General features: G+C 63.3%; 15 protein-coding genes. 12 read left to right on the top strand and 3 right to left on the bottom strand.

All coding sequences use genetic code 11. From position 1 onward, the window contains the following. The first annotated feature begins 69 nt into the window (after positions 1 to 69). From M1E17_RS10950 to M1E17_RS10895, 12 genes are all read left to right on the top strand, one after another. The gene (locus tag M1E17_RS10950; protein ID WP_457967352.1) at positions 70 to 1,617 is read left to right on the top strand and encodes an ABC transporter substrate-binding protein; all 1,548 of its coding nucleotides are present in this window, start codon (positions 70 to 72) and stop codon (positions 1,615 to 1,617) included. Between the two features lie 63 nt (positions 1,618 to 1,680). Next, positions 1,681 to 2,622, top strand: coding sequence for an ABC transporter permease (locus M1E17_RS10945; protein WP_457967350.1), 942 nt, complete (start codon positions 1,681 to 1,683; stop codon positions 2,620 to 2,622). Continuing rightward, positions 2,619 to 4,415 carry a dipeptide/oligopeptide/nickel ABC transporter permease/ATP-binding protein gene (locus M1E17_RS10940; protein ID WP_457967348.1) on the top strand — a complete coding sequence of 599 codons (1,797 nt, stop codon included), beginning with the start codon at positions 2,619 to 2,621 and terminating at the stop codon, positions 4,413 to 4,415. Before M1E17_RS10945 ends, M1E17_RS10940 begins: the two co-directional genes overlap by 4 nt. Positions 4,416 to 4,417: 2 nt before the next feature. Next, positions 4,418 to 5,266, top strand: coding sequence for an ATP-binding cassette domain-containing protein (locus M1E17_RS10935; RefSeq protein ID WP_457967346.1), 849 nt, complete (start codon positions 4,418 to 4,420; stop codon positions 5,264 to 5,266). Further along, positions 5,263 to 7,122 carry a glycoside hydrolase family 3 N-terminal domain-containing protein gene (locus M1E17_RS10930; protein WP_457967344.1) on the top strand — a complete coding sequence of 620 codons (1,860 nt, stop codon included), beginning with the start codon at positions 5,263 to 5,265 and terminating at the stop codon, positions 7,120 to 7,122. The genes M1E17_RS10935 and M1E17_RS10930 overlap by 4 nt, the downstream gene beginning before the upstream one ends. 1 nt (position 7,123) lies before the next feature. Further along, positions 7,124 to 7,753, top strand: coding sequence for a TetR/AcrR family transcriptional regulator (locus M1E17_RS10925; protein WP_457967342.1), 630 nt, complete (start codon positions 7,124 to 7,126; stop codon positions 7,751 to 7,753). A gap of 36 nt (positions 7,754 to 7,789) precedes the next feature. Beyond that, positions 7,790 to 9,427, top strand: a complete 1,638-nt coding sequence (locus M1E17_RS10920) for a sulfatase family protein (protein WP_457967340.1) — start codon at positions 7,790 to 7,792, stop codon at positions 9,425 to 9,427. Between the two features lie 60 nt (positions 9,428 to 9,487). After that, complete coding sequence (locus M1E17_RS10915) at positions 9,488 to 10,633, top strand: cupin domain-containing protein (RefSeq protein ID WP_457967338.1); 1,146 nt, start codon at positions 9,488 to 9,490, stop codon at positions 10,631 to 10,633. Beyond that, entirely contained in the window at positions 10,633 to 11,487 is an 855-nt protein-coding gene (locus tag M1E17_RS10910; RefSeq protein ID WP_457967337.1) for a fumarylacetoacetate hydrolase family protein, read from the top strand. Before M1E17_RS10915 ends, M1E17_RS10910 begins: the two co-directional genes overlap by 1 nt. Next, the gene (locus M1E17_RS10905; RefSeq protein ID WP_457967335.1) at positions 11,487 to 12,251 is read left to right on the top strand and encodes a maleylpyruvate isomerase family mycothiol-dependent enzyme; all 765 of its coding nucleotides are present in this window, start codon (positions 11,487 to 11,489) and stop codon (positions 12,249 to 12,251) included. The genes M1E17_RS10910 and M1E17_RS10905 overlap by 1 nt, the downstream gene beginning before the upstream one ends. 120 nt (positions 12,252 to 12,371) lie before the next feature. Next, positions 12,372 to 13,880, top strand: coding sequence for a sulfatase family protein (locus M1E17_RS10900; protein ID WP_457967333.1), 1,509 nt, complete (start codon positions 12,372 to 12,374; stop codon positions 13,878 to 13,880). A gap of 140 nt (positions 13,881 to 14,020) precedes the next feature. Beyond that, positions 14,021 to 15,841: a BCCT family transporter gene (locus M1E17_RS10895; protein ID WP_457967331.1), complete on the top strand. Its 1,821-nt coding sequence runs from the start codon at positions 14,021 to 14,023 to the stop codon at positions 15,839 to 15,841. Between the two features lie 116 nt (positions 15,842 to 15,957). On the opposite strand, the gene M1E17_RS10890 is transcribed toward M1E17_RS10895, so the two are convergent. The 3 genes from M1E17_RS10890 to M1E17_RS10880 are packed head-to-tail and all read right to left on the bottom strand — an operon-like array spanning position 15,958 to position 19,559. Beyond that, positions 15,958 to 17,436: a mannitol dehydrogenase family protein gene (locus M1E17_RS10890; RefSeq protein WP_457967329.1), complete on the bottom strand. Its 1,479-nt coding sequence runs from the start codon at positions 17,434 to 17,436 to the stop codon at positions 15,958 to 15,960. Positions 17,437 to 17,443: 7 nt separating this feature from the next. Further along, the gene (locus M1E17_RS10885) at positions 17,444 to 18,448 is read right to left on the bottom strand and encodes a carbohydrate kinase family protein (RefSeq protein ID WP_457967327.1); all 1,005 of its coding nucleotides are present in this window, start codon (positions 18,446 to 18,448) and stop codon (positions 17,444 to 17,446) included. 49 nt (positions 18,449 to 18,497) lie between these two features. After that, positions 18,498 to 19,559 carry an NAD(P)-dependent alcohol dehydrogenase gene (locus M1E17_RS10880; protein WP_457967325.1) on the bottom strand — a complete coding sequence of 354 codons (1,062 nt, stop codon included), beginning with the start codon at positions 19,557 to 19,559 and terminating at the stop codon, positions 18,498 to 18,500. Positions 19,560 to 19,588 lie beyond the last annotated feature (29 nt).

Below are 19,588 nucleotides of genomic sequence, written 5' to 3'. Positions count from 1 at the left end.
ACAGTTTAGTATGTGACATAAGGCACACCATCTGGCCCCACCTACCACAACGGAGTTCTAGGAAGAGACATGATGAGGATCAAGAACCGAATTTTCTCGACGGTGGTGACTGCCGTCGTCGCATCCTTGGCGTTTACTGCCTGCGGCGGGGGCGGCCCCGAGGGATCAACAACCACGCAGGGACCGGAAACCGCGCCCCTGCTGCGAATCGGCTCATTGCAGGAGCCGCAGAGTTATGACCCCGCGCAGGCCAACGAAGGACACCAGGCCCCTATCTACCAGGCCGTGTACGACACGCTTATCAAGCGGGAGCCGGATGGCAGCCTCAGCCCGATGCTGGCCACGTCCTGGGAGCCAAGCGACGGCAATACCACCTACACCCTGAAGCTGCGCGAAGGGGTTAAGTTTACCGATGGCGCCACTTTTGACTCGGCTGCAGTGAAGGCCAACCTGGAACACTTCATTAAGGCCAATGGACCTCTGGCCGGCACTGCAAGCAGCGTACAGTCGGTCGAAACCCCGGACGCCACCACCGCGGTGATCCGCCTCTCAGAACCTGACCCTGGACTTCCCTATTCCCTCGCCAACGCGGCAGGCTACATCGCCAGCCCCAGCGCTGTCGGTACCGAGGCAATCGCGACCAGGCCCGTAGGATCAGGCCCCTACACTCTGGATCCCGCCAACACGGTGTCTGGTTCGAAGATCACCTTTGTCCGTAACGCCGATTACTGGGGTGACAAGCTCCCCTATGACAAGGTTGAGTTCCAGGTCCTGACGGATGAGAACGCCCGCCTTAACGCACTCAAATCAGGCCAGATCGATGCCGCCGTCCTCAACCGTGCAGCAACTGCCGTGGAAGCGGAAGGTGCGGGACTTCAGCACAAGCCCAATGAGGTTAACTGGGAGGGCATCTTCTTCTTTGACCGCAACGGTACCAAGCTTCCGGAACTCGCCGACGTGCGGGTACGGGAAGCCCTGACGCTTGCGATCGACCGGGAAGCACTCCTGCAGGCCGTCCACCTCGGAAAAGGCACCCTGACCAGCCAGACGTTCCGGCCCGGCACTGAGGGCTATGATGAGGCCCTTGACGGCAAGTACACTTACGATCCTGACCGTGCCCGTGAGCTCCTCAAGGAAGCCGGTGCGGAGAACCTGACGTTCACCTTGCCGATCAGCCCGGTCTTCGATCCCTCGATCTACGATTCGATCATCCAGAACTGGCAGGATGTCGGGGTAACGGTGAACCGGCACCAGTGGGGCCCTGGCCAGGCAATCCCGTCCATGCTCCGCGCAGAGTACCCCATCGCTTACATGGCTCTCAGCCAGCGTGATGATTGGCGGCACACCACCTTCCAGCTGGCACCCAGCGCCCCCTGGAACCCCTTCAAGGTTGAGGACCCGGAACTGAACGGGTTTATCCAGAAGGCCCAATCAGGCGGTGAGGCTGAGCAGAAGGAAGCAGCCAAGTCGATCAACAACTTCATCGTGGACAACTACTGGTTCAGCCCGCTCTACCGGCTGCATTCCCACTTCTACTTCACCGGCTCCGTCGACGTGGAGCCGCAGACGGAACAGGCCGTGCCGTCCATCTATAACTACAGGCCCACCGGCAAGTAGCAGTCAGCGCGTGCCGGGGCTTCGGCCCCGGCACCCGTGACTACCCGGACATAGGAGTCCCTCGTGACTATTTTTCTGCTGCGGCGCTTATTCTCAGCCGTTGTCCTGCTCGTGGCCGTGTCTTTCCTGGCCTACGTGCTGCTCTACCCCGGCGCAGGGGACATTGCCCGGAACATCCTCGGCGAGAACGCCACCGAGGAACAGGTCGCACTGAAGAACCAGGCGCTCGGCCTGGATCAGCCCCTCCTGGTCCAGTATTTCGCCTGGTTCACCAAAGCAATTTCGGGGGACCTTGGCGTCTCCTACTTCACCAGCCAGCCGGTGTGGGACACGCTCATGATCCGGCTCCCGGTCACCCTCAGCCTGGTGGTCGTGGTGACCGTGCTGACCGGCGTCCTGGCATTCGCGGCCGGCATCTGGGCCGCGGTGCGCAAAGGCTGGGTGGACCGCACCCTGCAGCTCCTCGCCACCCTGGGGGATGCCCTTCCCTCGTTCATCGTGGCGCTGTTCCTGGTCACGTACTTCGCGATCCAGCTGAAAATGTTCCCGGCAACAGGCTACATACCATTGACTGAATCACCAGCCGGCTGGGCAAGAACCATCACCCTGCCCGTGATCGCTCTCGCGATCGGCGGTGTCGCAGGCGTTGCCCAGCAGGTCCGTTCAGCCACCCTTGGGGTGCTGCGCAATGATTACATCCGGACGGTCCGCAGCCGCGGGTTATCGGAGCGCCGGATCATCCTCACGTCCGTCCTGCGCAATGCCTCGACGAACGGCCTGACCAGCCTGGCAGTTCAGGTGGTGGGAATTCTCGGCGGCGCCGTCGTCATCGAAACGATCTTTGCGCTCCCCGGGCTGGGCTCCCTCGCCGTGGAGGCAACGAGCCGTACTGACCTGCCCCTCATCGTCGGCGTGATCCTTGCCGTCGTGCTGATCGTCGTCATCGTCAACCTGGCCGTCGACGTCCTCGTCGCCTGGCTCAACCCGAAAGTGCGCCTGTCATGACTCTTGCGACAGAAGTCCCCACCGACGTCGAACCCGTCGCCGCCAGCTCTGGCCTGATTCGGCGCTTTGTCCGCAACCCCCTCGGACTGCTCTCCGCCCTGGTGCTCCTGGCCGTCATCACCATCGCCATCGTGGTGCCTTTCCTCGGGCTGCCTGACCCTAATGGCGTTAACCTGCGCGAGTCCACGCTTCCCCCGGGCCCCGGTCACCCACTCGGCACCGACGCCTCCGGTCGGGACATCTTCAGCCGCATCATGTGGGGCAGCCAGGTCAACCTCATCGGCGCCGGCATCGCCCTGGCCATCGCACTGGTCACCGGCGTGATCACGGGTCTGCTTGCCGGCTACTACGGCGGCTGGTTCGACAGCGCCGCGTCCTGGGTCAACAACCTCAACATGGCCCTTCCCGGCATCGTGGTCCTGCTCGCCGTCCGCGCCATCGTCGGGCCATCCGTCTACATCGCCATGGCTGTTTTCGGCGTCCTTCTGGCGCCCGCCTTCTTCCGGGTGGTCCGCGGAGCGGTGCAGGCTGTCCGTAATGAGCTGTACGTTGACGCCGCCCGCGTCTCCGGCCTGAGTGATGCCAGGATCATCGCCCGCCACATCCTCACCGTGGTGAGGGCACCGGTCATCATCCAGGCCGCCCGTGTGGCCAGCATCGCCATCGCCATCCAGGCAGGACTGGAGTTCCTCGGCGTCACGGACCCCTCCGTTCCGTCCTGGGGCAACATGCTCAATGAAGGCTTCCGCAGGATCGCCCTCAGCCCGGGACTGATCCTCTGGCCCAGCGTCGCAATCGGATTGGTCTCCATGGCACTCATTCTTTTCGGCAACGCCCTGCGCGACGCCTTGGAAGACCGCAGCCACGGCATGACCCGCGCCGTCCGGCTCCCGGCCAAAAGCACTGCAGCAACCGCCGCCACGGCGGCACCGGCACCCGCTCACCCGGAAAACGCGCTCCTGTCCGTCCATAACCTCAAAGTCGCCTACGGCACCGGCGGCGAAAAGGAAGTGGTGCACGGAGTCACCCTCCACATCGCACCCGGCGAAGTACTCGGTCTGGTGGGCGAGTCCGGATCCGGCAAAACCCAGACCGCTTTCGCCATACTGGGCCTCCTGCCTGAAGGCGGACGCGTCTCGGAAGGCTCCATTCTCTTCGACGGCAAAGAACTCACCACCCTCGGAAACAAGGAACGCACCGCCCTGCGCGGCACCGACATCGCTTACATCCCCCAGGAGCCCATGAGCAACCTGGACCCATCCTTCCGGATCGGCCACCAGCTCACCGTCCCCTTGCGGACAAAACTCGGGCTCTCCAAACAGGACGCCACCAAACGCGCCCTTGAACTGCTGGCCAGGGTCGGCATCACGGACCCGGAAAAAACCTTCAAATCCTACCCCCACGAGATATCCGGCGGGATGGCCCAGCGCGTCCTCATTGCCGGCGCCGTCTCCTGCAACCCCCGCCTGCTCATCGCCGATGAGCCCACCACCGCCCTGGACGTCACCGTTCAGGCCGAAGTCCTGGACCTGCTCCGGGACCTCCAGCGCGAAACCGGGATGGCGGTGATTATGGTCACCCACAACTTCGGTGTGGTGGCCGACATCTGCGACCGCGTAGCCGTCATGCAGGCCGGGCGCCTGGTGGAAGTGGACACCGTGGAGAAGATCCTCACCTCACCGTCACAGGCCTACACCCAGAAACTCCTCGATTCCATGCTTGAAGACAGCCCGGCCCGGCCCTACCCCTTCGACGACGACGATCTCGCCGCGCCCACGAAAGCCAAGGAGTAATCATGACGAACACGAACCGGCTCCTGGAAGTCGAGAACCTCGCCGTGGAATACCCCGGCCACGGGCGTAAGCCGGCCTTCAAGGCCCTTGAGGACATTTCCTTCACCATCCGCGAAGGCGAAACCCTGGGCCTGGTCGGCGAATCCGGCTCAGGAAAAACCACTATAGGCAGGGCGATCCTTGGCCTGGTCAAACCCTCCGCTGGGCGCATCCTGTTCGACGGCAAAGACATCACCCACGCCGGACGCGGGGAGAGGCGGGCCCTGAGCCGGGACATCCAGGTGGTGTTCCAGGACCCGTATACGTCCATGAATCCGTCGATGACAGTGGAAGACATCCTCTCCGAGCCGCTCACCATCCAGGGCAACAGCAAAAAAGACTCCCTCGAACGCGTCCGCGGGCTCCTGGACCGGGTCCACCTTCCGGCCAACTCAGGTGGCCGGCTCCCGCGTGAGTTTTCCGGCGGACAGCGGCAACGCATCGCCATCGCCCGCGCCATCGCCGTCAAGCCACGCCTCATTGTCTGCGATGAACCCGTCTCCGCACTGGACCTCACCACCCAGGCCACGGTCCTGGACCTGCTGGTCGAGATCCAGGAAGCCACCAAAGTGGCCTACCTCTTCGTCTCCCACGATCTCAGCGTGATCCGCCACATCAGCCACAACGTCATCGTCCTGTACAAGGGACACATCGTGGAGCAGGGCCGCGCTGCCCAGGTCACCTCCCAACCAGTCCACCCCTACACGCAAAGGCTGTTCATGTCCGCTCCTGTCCCCCACCCCGCCCAGCAACGCGAACGCCGCGAAGCACGCCGCCAACTCGTCACCGCAACCGCGGAGCAGGCAGCATGAGCGTTGATCTGGAGCCGGAATTCCAGCGCACTGCCGAGGGAACTGTCTTTCGGGACCTCAACGGCAACGGCATCATGGACCCCTACGAAAACCCGAAACTGCCCGCAGCCGACCGGGTTGAGGACCTCCTGGGCAGACTCTCCCTCGAGGAAAAGGCCGGACTGATGTTCCAAACAGTGGTCAGCGCCGCTGAGAACGGAAAGCTCGGAGACGAGAGCCCGCGGCCAAGCCAGGCCACTGTTCGGCAAGTCGTCGCCGACAAGTACATCAACCACCTCAATCTCCACTTCGTGCCCGAGCCAAAACTCGCAGCCCGTTGGGTGAACGAACTCCAGCGCATGGCCACCAGCTCCAGCCCGCACGGGATCCCGGTGACACTGTCCACGGACCCCCGCCACTCCTTCATCGAAAACTGGGGCGCATCCTTCACCGCCGCGTACTTCTCCGCCTGGCCCGAGCCGCTCGGCCTCGCCGCCGTGAGGGACGAACAGCTGGTCCGCGAATTCGCAGCCATCGCCAGAGCCGAATACACCGCGATCGGTATCCGCGCCGCCCTCCACCCCACCCTCGACCTCGCCACCGAACCCCGGTGGGCACGCCAATACAGCACTTTCGGCCAGGACAATGACCTTGTCGCCCGCCTCGCCCTGGCCTACCTGGACGGATTCGAAGACCAGCCTTTGGGCGCCGGCAGCGTCGCCTGCATGGCCAAACACTTCCCCGGCGGCGGCCCGCAACGGGACGGCGAAGACCCGCACTTCCCCTATGGGCGCGAACAGGTCTACCCCGGGGGCATGTTCGAGCATCACCTTGAGCCCTTTAAGCGCATCATCGCCCACGGCGTAACGGCCATCATGCCCTACTACGGCATGCCCATCGGCCTGGAACTGGACGGCGAACCTGTCGAAGAAGTCGGCTTCGGGTACAACCGGCAGATCATCACCGGACTCCTGCGGGAAAAACTGGGCTACCAGGGCGTTGTATGCACCGACTGGGGCCTGGTCACCGAATCCCGTCTCTTTGGACGCCAACTCCCGCCGCGCGCCTGGGGCGTGGAACACCTCTCCGAAACGGAACGCGTCCTGAAAATTATCGAAGCCGGCTGCGACCAGTTCGGCGGCGAAGAATGCCCCGAGCTAGTGGTAGCGCTGGTCCGGGACGGCCGGCTGAGCGAAGCGCTGATCGACACTTCGGTCCGCCGGCTGTTGAAGGTGAAGTTCGAACTGGGCTTGTTCGACAACCCGTACATTGACGAGGCACAGGCTGAAGAACGGACCGGCCTGCCCGAATATGTGGCGGCGGGCCAGCGGGCCCAGGCCCGCTCCGTGACAGTCCTGAAGAACGAAATAAGCGACGGCTCGGCTCTCTTGCCGCTGGCGTCCGGTCTCCGCGTATTTTCGGAGGAGCTAGGCCCGGACGCACTTACCGAAGCCGGTCTCATCCCAGCCGCAGATCCCGCCGATGCTGATGTGGCAATTGTTCGGGTAGCGGCCCCCTTTGAATTCCGCGACACCTACATGCTGGAAGCCAGCTTCCACGCAGGAAGCCTGGAATTCGACAGCGAGACCACTAACAGAGTCCAGCAGCTGGCTGCGGTCCTCCCGGTCATTCTTGTCCCGCACTTGGACCGCCCCGCAGTATTGACCCCACTGGAACCGAGCTGCGCCGCCATAGCGGCCGTGTACGGCGCATCCGACACCGCTGTCCTCCAGGCACTCACCAGCACTGTTCCGCCTGAAGGCCGCCTGCCGTTCCAGCTCCCCCGCTCGGAGGCTGCCGTGGTAGCCTCCCGACCTGACGTTCCTGGAGACACAAAGGACCCGCTGTACGAGTACGGGTTCGGATTGGAGCTTTAATATGGCCGCAAACACCGAAGTGCCTCCCCGGAGGCGTGGAACCTACGCGAAAGGCAGGGCAGCACGGGAACTAATCCTTGAAACAGCCCTGGAAGTTATCAGCAAAAAGGGCTACACCGCCACTTCGCTCCGCGACATCGCAGATCAGGCGGGCATGACCCAGGCCGGGCTGCTCCACCACTTCGACACCAAGGAAAACCTCCTGGCCGAGGTGCTGAGAAAACGTGACGAAGTGGACAGGCAGCATTTCAGCCCAGCCGACATCACTCAACTTCCGCTGATTATCCAGCTGGCACATCACAACATGGAGGTCCCAGGCCTCGTGCAGCTGTACGTCAGCCTCCAGGCAGCGGCCGTTAACCCTGAGCATCCCTGCCATGACTATTTCCGGGACCGGGACCTGGTGGTCCACGCCCGGATAAGCCGGGACATCGAAAAGCGCCAAAAGGCCGGGACGTTCAGCCCCGACGCTGACCCGAGGGTGATCGCCCGTATGCTTCTGGCACTCTCCGACGGGCTGCAGGCGGAATGGGCCATTAACCCTGACGTGGACCTGGCTGGCACGCTGGATGCTTTCTGGAACAGCTATGTTCGCACGAGCCCGACTGTTCCGGCCGCCACCGAGGGATGAAGTGCATGATGTGAAAAAGCAGACAAGGAGCATTCGTTGAAATTGCCGAACATCGTCTGGATTTCGACACATGACATAAATCCAGACCTGGGGTGCTATCAGGGGGTTTGGGCAGGAGCAGAATATGCCACGACACCGAACCTCGACCGTCTCGCCGCAGAGGGTGCCCGGTTTGACAACGCTTTTGCGTCCGCTCCTGTCTGTGCCCCGGCCCGTTCTGCGATCATAACCGGTTGCTTTCCTACGGCCATCGGCACAATGCACATGCGTACCAAAGCGGTGCCGCCGCCGGAAGTCCGGCTCCTGCCCGAGTACTTCAGACAAGCCGGTTACTACTGCACCAACAACGTCTTCACTGACTTCCAGGTGGTCACGCCGCCCACAACGTTCGACGACTGCAGCAGCACCGCGCACTGGCGAAACCGTCCTCACCCCGATACTCCGTTCTTTGCCGCCTTCCACGGCTTGACCACCCATGAATCCCGGATCTACCTGGACGAGGAGCTCTTCGCGGAGACCACGCGGAACGTCGGGTCGGAAGCCAGGCATCACCCCGATGAAGCACCCTTGCCGCCGTACTACCCGGACACTCCTGTGTTCCGGCGCGCATGGGCCAGGTACAGCGACCTCATCACCGAGATGGACCACTGGGTTGGTGACATTTTGGCCCAGCTGGAAGAGGACGGGCTGGCCGAATCCACCATCGTGGTGTTCTGGAGCGATCACGGCCGCGGCATGCCCCGGGCCAAACGATGGCCGAACGAAGCCGGGCTAAGGGAACCGTTAATCGTACGGTGGCCCGGCGCGATTCCTCCGGAGACAGTCCGGACGGAGCTCGTCCATACAATGGACCTCGCCCCCACCATGCTCAAGGCTTGCGGCCTTCCCATCCCTGCGCACATGCACGGCATTCCCCTCTTTAACGGCAATGGGGAATTCTCCGAGCAGCAGAACGACTTTGTATTTGGCAGCAGGGACCGTATGGACGAGTCCGAGGACACATCCCGGACCGTCAGGGACGCCCGCTACCGATATATCCGGCACTACCACCCGGACCGTTCTGGAATGCAGCATACCCAGTACCCGGATCACCTGGAAACGTGGGCCGAATTCCGGGAGTTGGCCGCGGAGGAGGCCAACCAGCTGGGCATCGGCACGCTACCAAACAGGCTAACGGAACTCCAGCGCAGCGTCGTGGCAGCTGGACGACCTCAGGAAGAGCTGTACGACCTCATTGCCGATCCGCATGAGACGGTCAACCTGGCGACGGACGCTGCTCATACCGCCGTCCTTCAACGGCTGCGCTCGGCACTCTTAGCGTGGCAGGACCGCTATGGAGACCTGGGGCTGGTGCGTGAGCCTGAATTGATCGAACAATGGAGGCCCGGGGGAAAGCTGCGTCCCACGGACACCCCCCATGTTTTTCGGACCCCAGAGGGCTTAGAAGCCAAATGCTCCACGGCAGGGGCATCAATCGGTTGGACGTTCGACCCGCCCGGCGACTGGATGATAGCTGGCAGCCCGTTGGAGCAGGTTAGCGGAGCTCCACAGAATGACGGACGCCGCTGGAACCTGTACAGCAGTCCCCTCACAGCAGAAAAGGGCGCAAGACTGTGGGTCCGCGCCTGGCGCCTCGGCTTTGAACCAAGCGATGAGGTCCCCATCACCATGTAACTAGCTGTCACCGGCGGCCAGAACTTCTTCCCTAACCAGCAGCCAACATAAAGGAATGACATGTCTGAGAACCCGACGCATGAATCGGTTGCCGCAGGGCACTCTGTTCCGGAGCCCACACCGGAGGAGGCTGCCCAGCTGGAGCAGCTGTACCGGGACTTTGATAAGGAGAACCTGATTCCGTTGTGGACCGAGATCGCGGACCTGATGCCCATGGTCCCGTCGCCGAAGGCGGTGCCGCACGTCTGGCGGTGGGACGATTTGTATCCGCTGGCTGCCCGTGCCGGTGATCTGGTGCCCGTGGGCCGGGGCGGGGAGCGCCGTGCTATTGCCCTGGCCAACCCGGGCCTGGCTGGTACCCCCTACGCCACGCCCACGCTGTGGGCCGCCATCCAGTACCTTGGCGCCCGCGAAACGGCACCGGAGCACCGCCACTCGCAGAACGCTTTCCGCTTTGTGGTGGAGGGCGAGGGCGTCTGGACCGTGGTCAACGGTGATCCGGTCCGGATGTCACGCGGCGATTTCCTGCTCACGCCGGGCTGGAACTTCCACGGCCACCATAACGACACGGATCAGCCGATGGCCTGGATTGACGGCCTGGACATCCCGTTTGTGCACTACGCTGACGCCGGCTTCTTTGAGTTCGGCACCGAACGCGTCACCGACGAGGCCACTCCTGACATCTCCCGCTCGGAGCGGCTCTGGGCCCACCCGGGCCTGCGCCCGCTCTCCGGCCTGGATGACACCACCAGCTCCCCGATCGCCGCCTACCGCTGGGAACACACTGACAGGGCACTGGCCGAGCAGCTGCTCCTGGAAGACGAGGGCCACCCGGCCACCGTGTCCCAGGGCCATGCCGCCGTCCGCTTCACGAACCCGACCACCGGCGGGGACGTGATGCCTACCATCAGGGCTGAGTTCCACCGGCTCCGCGCCGGAGCCCTGACCGATACCGTCCGCGAGGTTGGTTCCAGCGTCTGGCAGGTCTTCGAAGGCACCGGTTCCGTGACCCTGAACGGCGAAACAAGGCAGCTGGCCAAGGGCGACCTGTTTGTGGTCCCGTCCTGGGCAGCCTGGTCGCTGCAGGCCGACCCGCAGTCCGAGACACCGGCCGGCGCCGGCTTTGATTTGTTCCGTTTCAGTGACGCCCCCATTTTTGAGCGCCTGAGCTTCAACCGCACCTACATCGAAGGACGCACCAAGTAATGAGACTCCTCACCCTCCGCACCGAAAACGGCAGCAACGGCGCCAGCACCAAAACAACCAGTACTGTGGCGGTCCGCCAGGACGGCGACACCCTCACCGAGATCGAAGGGTTCGCCGACGTCGGAGCCCTGCTGCAGGACCCCGCCTGGGAAACCACGGCCAAAGCCGCCAACGGCGCAACCCACGCGCTCGACGGCGCGGACCTCGCCGCCGTCGTGCCCTCCCCCGGGAAAATCATCTGCGTGGGCCATAACTACCGCAACCACATCAAGGAAATGGGCCGGGAAGTCCCCGAATACCCCACCCTGTTCGCCAAGTACGCCGAGTCCCTGATCGGGCCCAACGATGACCTGGCGCTGCCGCAGGAATCAGACGCGGTGGACTGGGAAGCTGAACTCGCCCTCATCATCGGCAAAACCGGCCGCCGCATCCCCGAGGCCGACGCCGCGAACCACATCGCCGGCTACGCGGTCCTGAACGACATCTCCATGCGCGATTACCAGTTCCGCACCGTCCAATGGCTCCAAGGCAAAACCTGGGAAAAGTCCACCCCGTTCGGCCCGGCCCTGGTCACCCAGGACGAATTCACCCCCGGCCCGCTGATGACCTCCGCCGTCGACGGGGACATCCAGCAGAGCACCCCCACCTCGGACCTGGTCTTCACCCCTGAGTTCCTGGTCTCCTACATTTCCACCATCATCACCCTGAACCCCGGCGACGTGATCGCCACCGGCACCCCCGGCGGCGTCGGCCACGCCCAAGACCCCAAAAAATACCTGCAGGAAGGCCAAGTCCTGGTCACCACCATCGAAGGCCTGGGACAACTGAAAAACCGCGTGGTCAAGGAAGTTTGATGGTTGCCCGCACCGATCAAACCACGGACCCGGTCCTGCTGGAGGGGCTCCTTCAGGCCCGCCGCGGGACCGCGTTTTTCGCCCGGAAACTCAACGAGCTCTCTGACGCGGACCTTGATGGGCCCTCGCTGCTGCCGGGCTGGACCCGCCGCCACCTCACCGCGCACATCGGCTACAACGCCCGCGCCCTGGCCCGGCTCATCGAATGGGCGGCCACCGGGATCGAAACCCCCATGTATGCCTCCCCGGAAGCCCGCAACCAAGAGATCGCGTTCGGTGCCACCCTGTCCCCGATCGCGCTGCGGAACCTCTTTGACCACTCCGCCGTGCACCTGAACGTCGAATGGCGCGACCTCCCCGCTGACGCCTGGCACCACAAGGTCAAAACCGCCCAGGGCCGGATCGTCCCGGCAAGCGAAACAGTATGGATGCGCACCCGCGAAGTCTGGATCCACGCCGTCGACCTGGACAACGGCGCCACCTTCGCCGACATCCCCGAACCCGTCCTCACCAGACTCCTCAAAGACATCACCAGCGCCTGGGCCACCCGCAGCACCGACACCGGACTGCTGGTCAGGGTGGATGATGCCGGGCGCGGGAGTGGCCTCACGTTCGGCGATACCAGCGCCGCCCACCCGACGATCATCACCGGGCCGCTGCCCGCCGTCGTCGCATGGGCCGCAGGCCGCGGCTCGCACGGCGTCACGGCCACCGGCCCGGGCGCAGTACACGGTACCGCTCCAGCGGCCCCGACATGGATCTAGGTCTTTGCACAGTTTCCCGCTAGGCAGCACGGCCGCTAAGCCAGCCCAGGCGTTTCGCTCCTCATTCAACGGTCAACGTGTGAATCTCAAAAGGAGAATACGCACACTGAAAGGAAGAAAATGTCGAAGACGAACATCATCTTCATCATGTCCGACGACCATGCCGCACATGCCATCTCGGCCTACGGGAGCCGCGTAAATTCGACCCCGCATCTGGACCGCATCGCCGAGGGCGGCATGCGTCTGGACTCGGTGTACTGCACCAACTCGATCTGCAGCCCGTCGCGGGCAAGCATCCTCACCGGGACCTACAGCCACATCAATGGCGTGTCATCGATCTGGACGGAGATGGATTATCGGGTGCCCACTTTCGTGGATGTGCTGCAGGCGAACGGCTACAAGACCGCCCTGTTCGGGAAGTGGCATCTCGGAGAGCATGGGAAAGCTCTGCCCCGGGGGTTTGATGCATGGAAGATCTTTCCCGGGCAGGGCGACTACGTCGATCCGGAAATGATCGATGAGAGCGGCAGTGCGACCATGCCCGGGTACGCGACAGACATCGTCACGGACCTGTCCATCGACTGGCTGGATGGGCTGGACGGCGAGGAACCGTTCTGCATGCTGGTCCATCACAAGGCACCGCACCGCCCATGGATTCCCGACGAGAAGCACAAGCACCTCTACGCGGACGGGCAGATCCCGGAGCCGGAGACCTTCTTCGATGATTACGCCACCCGCAGCCAGGCCGTGCGCGGCGTACATATGACCATCGCGGACGATATGGGCGCCGACGACCTCAAGACAGAGGTCCCGGAAGAGTTGCGGGGGCCCGAGAACCGGGAAGCGCGGATGCGGTGGAAGTACCAGATTTACATGCGCGACTACCTGCAGTGCGTTCAGTCCATCGATGACAACGTCGGCCGTCTGCTGGACCACCTCGAGCAACGCGGACTCGCTGAGAACACATTGGTGGTCTACACCTCGGACCAGGGGTTCTTCCTCGGGGACCACGGCTGGTTCGATAAGCGGCTGATGTTTGATCAGTCCCTGCAGATGCCCATGCTGATGAGATGGCCAGCCGAAATCGCCGCCGGCAGCCGCTGTGAAGCAATCATCACCAACGTCGATTTCGCCGCCACGTTCCTGGACATCTGCGGCATCGGCTCAACGGACGCGCTTCCGACGTCGCAGGGCCGCAGCTTCCGGCCCCTCCTGCGCGGAGAGGAAGTCGACGACTGGCCGGATGCCGCTTACTACCGGTACTGGGAACACGACGACCCCATCCATGCAGCACCAGGCCACTACGGCATCCGCACCGCCGACTACAAGCTCATCCGATACTACGGCGGAGGTCTCGGCGTCCCCGGCGCCTCCGTGCGTGAATTCGAAGCCGAGTGGGAACTGTACGACCTCCGCAACGACCCCACCGAGATCCGGAACGTAGCCCAGGACCCCGGGTATGCGGAAATCCGTGCCGAGCTTGAACAAAAACTTGCCGAGTACCAGCGCCACTACCGGGATGAACCCTACGCCGGGCCCGGCACTCCGCACCCGGAGTGGGGTCCCCACGATGCCGGGATACTCGAGCGCGTCGAAAAGTACGCCCAAGCTCTCCGCGCATCCAGTTAATGGTTCGACACAGCGCTACACAGTCCGCCTTGCCCTGGTGAAGAGCACCCAGTAAACCTGCGGGCTGCACATCGGACAGACAGCAGAAGAATTTAGCTAGAGTAATCTAAGCGCGACAAGCGCGTAAGGAGGCACCGGGAATGCCGGCCACACCAGGCATGAGGACCATCAAGGAACCACCGGGGAACCTTCCGCCTGCCCCCAAAGCAAGGGCGGGCAACCAGCCGCGAGACGGCAACCAAAAGCTCGCCCGATGGGTCTTCTGGCCCGCAGCCGCCACCATCATCGTGTTCGTCCTCTTCGCCACGATCTACCCGGCCGCCGCCACAGGCCTCTTCGGCGCGATCCAGGACAACGTCATCAGATGGTTCGGCTGGTACTACGTCGCAGTGATTGCCCTCTTCGTAGCATTCGCGCTTTGGATCGGCCTCGGCCACTACGGCAACATCAAACTCGGCAAAGACGAGGATGAACCCGAGTTCTCCGTTATGTCCTGGTTCGCCCTCCTGTTCGCTGCCGGCATGGGGATTGGCCTGGTCTTCTTCGGTGTGGCCGAGCCCCTGAACCACTTCGCCTCTCCCCGTCCGGGTGTGGAAGGTTCACCTCTGGAGCTCGCCCAGCAGGCGATGACGCAGACGTACCTCCACTGGGGTCTGCACGCGTGGGCCATCTACGTTGTGGTGGGGGTATCCATTGCCTACGCCGTGCATCGCAAGAACCACCCCATCTCCATTCGGTGGGCCTTGGAACCGCTTTTGGGCCACAGGCGTGTAGCCGGCGCGTGGGGCAACCTGATCGACGTTGTCGCCCTGGTGGGTACGCTCTTTGGCGTAGCTGCCTCACTGGGTCTCGGCGTCCTGCAGATTTCTGCCGGTCTGGAGCAGGTTAACATCGTTCAGGCCACCACTATGACGCAGATCGGCCTGATCCTCTCCATCATCACATTGACCATCGTTTCCGTGGTGTCAGGTGTGGCCAGGGGCATGAAGTGGCTGTCCAACACCAACCTGGTCCTGGCCGCATTGCTGATGCTCGTGGTGCTGTTCACGGGCCCCACACTGTTCCTGCTGCGAGAGTTCGTGCAGTCCATCGGCCATTACCTGCAGAACGTCGTAGGCCTCACGTTCAACACCTTGGCCTTCTCTGGTGCGGAGGGTGAAGCCTGGCAAGCAGCCTGGACCACCTTCTACTGGGGCTGGTGGATCTCTTGGGCACCTTTCGTCGGCATCTTTATTGCCCGCATTTCAAAGGGCCGCACCGTCCGGCAGTTCGTTGCCGGCGTCCTGCTGGTGCCTACCACCGTCGGATTCCTATGGTTCTCCGTCCTGGGCGGCGCGGCGATCCACCGCGAACTGTTCGGCGGCGGGGGCCTAATCAGTCAAGACGGCAGTGTGGATACCGAGGGCGCACTGTTCAACCTCCTGGGCAGCCTTCCCGGCGGAGCGGTCCTGACGGTGGGCGCCATCCTCCTGATAGCCATCTTCTTCATCACCTCGGCAGACTCCGGCTCACTGGTGATGGGCATGATTTCCACCGGAGGCGATGTGGAGCCGAAGAACTGGTTGCGAGTCTTCTGGGCACTGTCAGCCGCCGCCGTTGCCATCGCACTACTCCTGTCCAACGGTTTGCAAGCAATCCAAACGGCGGCCATTCTGACGGCAGTGCCTTTCAGTGTGGTCATCGTTCTGATGTGCATTTCCACAGCCAAGGCTTTCCATCGGGAACACGCCATCCTGATGAGAGCCCAACGCAAGCTTGCCCGCGACCAGATGACTGCCCACGTCACCGAACAGGTTCAGGACTCCGTGCATGACTCCGTTCAGGAGCATTACCAGGAGCACTTTGCAGGCCAGGTCAGCGAGGCTGTGGAGGCGCAGCTCAGTGAGCGGCTCGCTGCTGAGGACGTCGCTGAGCACAGCGCACCTAAGACGGGAACGTCCAGGGAGAAGCGCACCCCCTAGGGCTCTCCTGCATGGCTCGGGTGCTGACAGCGCAGGTCCCTTGGGTTCTCCTCAAGGGACCGTGGCTCATTGGTGTTCTCTTCCTCGTCGTCCGGCAGGAACCGATGGTGTCCCGTTTAGGGCTGGGAGATAAGAGACTCCAGCGTGGCCCTGGCCCCGCCGTCGTGCAGTTGGTTCAGCGCTTCGGTGTAGGCCTGGACGAACAGCTCGTTGTCGATCAGGTCGCCGAAGATCTGGTGGTTGGCGAGGAACGCCAAGGGCTCCCGGCGCTGGCGGGCCGCAGCTGCCATCAGCGGTTCCTTGAGCCGGTCGACGACGTCAATGCTGTTTCCCTGCTCATCAACACCTTCGGCGTAACGCGCCCAGCTGGCCACGATGGCGGCGGAGCGTTGAACCTCCCCGCCCCCTTCCAGGTTGGAGTGGATGACAGGCAGCAGCCATTTGGGGATGCGGTCGGAACTTTCGGCGCACAGGCGGGCGAGGGTGTCCCGGATGTGCTCATTGGAGAAGCGGTCGATCAGAGTTTGCTTGTAGCTGTCGAGGTCTATTCCCGGCACGGGCTTCAGCGTGGGGGTGCCTTCCAGGTTCATGTAATCCAGCAGGAACCGGGCAAACAGCGGGTCCTGGGCGGCTTGGTGGGCGTAGGTGTAGCCGGCGAGGTGGCCAAAGTAACACATGCCTTGATGGCTGGCGTTGAGGAGGCGGAGCTTCATGAGCTCATACGGCCCTACGTCGGTCACGAGTTGGACGCCGGCGTCCTCCAACGGCGGGCGCCCGAGGTTGAAATGGTCTTCGAGGACCCATTGCTCGAATGGTTCGCACACCACCGGCCAGGCGTCCTCAAGGCCATATTCCCGGGATGCCGTCAGGCGGTCTTCGCCGGTGGTGGCGGGGGTAATGCGATCGACCATGCTGTTGGGAAAAGGGACATTTCCCCTTACCCATGCGCCGAGTTCGGGGTCCTTGAGTGAAGCAAAGGCTGTAAACATCTTGCGGGCAACGTCGCCGTTGCCCTGGATGTTGTCGCAGGACAAGATGGTGAAGGGAGCCAGGCCGCGCTGCCTTCGGCGGGCGAGGGCTGCTGTGATGAGACCAAAAGTTGTCCGAGGTGAAGCCCCCGGTTGAAGGTCGTGGACGACGTCGGGGTTATCCGCGTTGAATTCTCCGGTGACGTGGTGGAAGTTGTAGCCGCCTTCGGTGACAGTAAGTGAGACGATACGGATGGCGGGCGAGGCCATCTTCGCAATCACCGCTTCGGGGTTGTCCGGGGCGAAGAGGTAGTTGACGATGGAGCCAATAATTCTGGCCTGTCGGGTGCCATCGGCATGCTTCACAGTGAGGGTGTAAAGGCAGTCCTGGTTGTCCATCACCTTCTTCATCCGGGCGTCGCCGGGTAGGACACCGACACCGCAGATGGCCCAGTCCAGGGCTTTTCCGGCATTCATGAGCCGGTCCAGGTACATGGCCTGGTGGGCGCGGTGAAACCCGCCCACTCCGAAATGGACGATGCCCTCCGTCAACTTTGACCTGTTGTAGCTTGGTGGGCTGACCGGGCCGGGAACGTCGTGCAAGGTGTAGTTACTCAGGATTGGCATGGGGTGCCTACGCTTCGAAGGTGGACGACGGGATGGTCAGCGGACCGAGGTCGGCCAGTTCCGGTGGGTTGGCGCCCGGTCGGGTGCAGGTGATGCCGGCTGCCCTCTTTGCGTAGCGGGCCAAGCCGTCAAGCTGGTCCTGGGTAATCCCGTGGAGGCGCTGCCGGGCTGCTGCTCCGAGTGCGTCGAGCTGCGCGAGCCCGGAAATCAGCGCCGCCATGAAGGAGTCTCCGGCTCCGACGGTGTCCGTTACGCTGACCGCTTCACCAGGGATGTCAGCCCTGCCGGACCGGCTGAGGAGGACGGGTCCGTTGGCGCCGCGGGTCAATGCGACCATGGCAGGCCCCAGGGCCAGCCAAGCGTTCATCGATTCCTCCAGGGTCCTATCGGGGTAAAGCCAGCGCAGGTCCTCGTCGCTGGCTTTGACGATGTCGCTGGAGGCAACGAAAGCCTCTGCCTGTTTCCGGGCGGCGGCCTTGTCTGGGCTGATTGCCGGCCTGCAGTTGGGGTCAAAGCTGATGGTGGCGTGCTGGCTAGCCTCTTCGATCAGGCCCATCACAGATGTGCTGCCCGGGGGCAGAACCGTGGCGATGGATCCAGTGTGGACGTGAACGGAGCTTTCCACTGCTGCCAGGGCGGCGATGGAGGCCCCGTTGATGTCCCAGTTGACGCCGAAGGTGTACCGGGCGGCTCCCGTGCCATCCAAAGTCGCCAGTGCCGTTGACGTGGGTTGGGATCCGCCCACGATGCTTTCGACACCGTTGTTTTCCAGATGCTCGGCGATCAGCTGGCCGTACGGGTCCTCGGCGAAGTGCGTGACGAGTTTGGTTTGAAGGCCCAGGCGGGCGCAGCCTACGGCCACGTTCAGGGGGCTGCCGCCCGGATGGGTCTCGCGTGCGGTGTTTCCTTGGCGCGGATCGTCAATGATGTCGACGAGTGATTCGCCGATGACGGTTACCAGGGCTTTGCCGTCGGAGAGCTGTGGTTGATAACCATTCCCTTGTGATGACATGGCTGCTTCCTCGCAGATCGGTGCTTGATACGGCTGGTGATGCTGGGGGTCAGCGGCCCGGGTAGACGACAGCCTTGAGCTGGCCGGCCTGTTTGCCCGCTTTGAGCGCTTCTTCTGATTCGGCAAGAGTGAACTTGCCGGTGACCAGGACGTCCAGGTCCACCTTGCCGTCTGCCAGCAGCTGAATGGCCAGCGGCCAGGTGTTCGTGTAGCGGAAGACGCCGGAGAGCCAGATTTCCCGGTTCTGGATAAAGGACACGGGAAGCTCGACGTCGTCCGCCCCCAGACCGACGAGGATGACTCTCCCGGCGGGGGCCACGGCCTCAATGCCTGAACGGACAGCTTGGGGTGCGCCGGAGGCGTCAATGAACGCGTCGACGTCGAGCCCTTCCACGCTGTCGGTTCGAGCGTTGAGCGTATGCGTTGCCCCGTGCTGCAGGGCGAACGCGAGGCGGTCTTCGGCGATGTCGGAAATATAGATTTCCGTGGCGCCGAAGGCCCGGGCGGCCTGGGCGGCAATGATGCCGATGGGGCCTGCGCCGGCGATAAGCACACGGCTGCCGGGGCGGATTCCGGCCCGTTCGCAGGCCCACAGCCCGACGGAGAGCGGCTCGATGAGCGCGGCGGCTTCATCACTGACGCTGTCCGGGATGTCGTAGGCGAAGTCGGATTGGATGGTGACGTATTCAGCGAACGCGCCGTCGATCGGCGGAGTCGCGTAGAACTCGATGTCCGGGCAGAGGTTGTACCGGCCGGCTTTGCACTGCTTGCATTTCCGGCAGGGACGTTGAGGCTCGACGGCGACGCGCTGGCCGATGCGGGCAGGGTCCACAGCGTTGCCGACGGCGGCGATCCGGCCGGAGAGTTCGTGGCCGAGGATCAGCGGATGATCCACGATGTAGTCGCCGATGCGGCCGTGCTCGTAGTAGTGGACATCGCTGCCGCAGACGCCGACGGCGGCCACCTCCACCAGGACCTGGTCGGCTTCCAGCCCGGGAACGTTAAGGGTTTCCAGCGCCATATCCCCTTGGCCCTTGAGGACGGACGCACGCATGGTCTGCGGAAGCGCTGCCCCTTCGGTTGACGGAGCTTGGGTTGTAGGTGTTGTCATGAGGAGAATTCCTTTGCGAATCGAAGCGG

The organism is Arthrobacter sp. D1-29, from assembly GCF_054130585.1.
The sequence above is the reverse complement of the archived record's forward strand: the minus strand, read 5'-3'. Positions and strand labels throughout refer to the sequence as shown.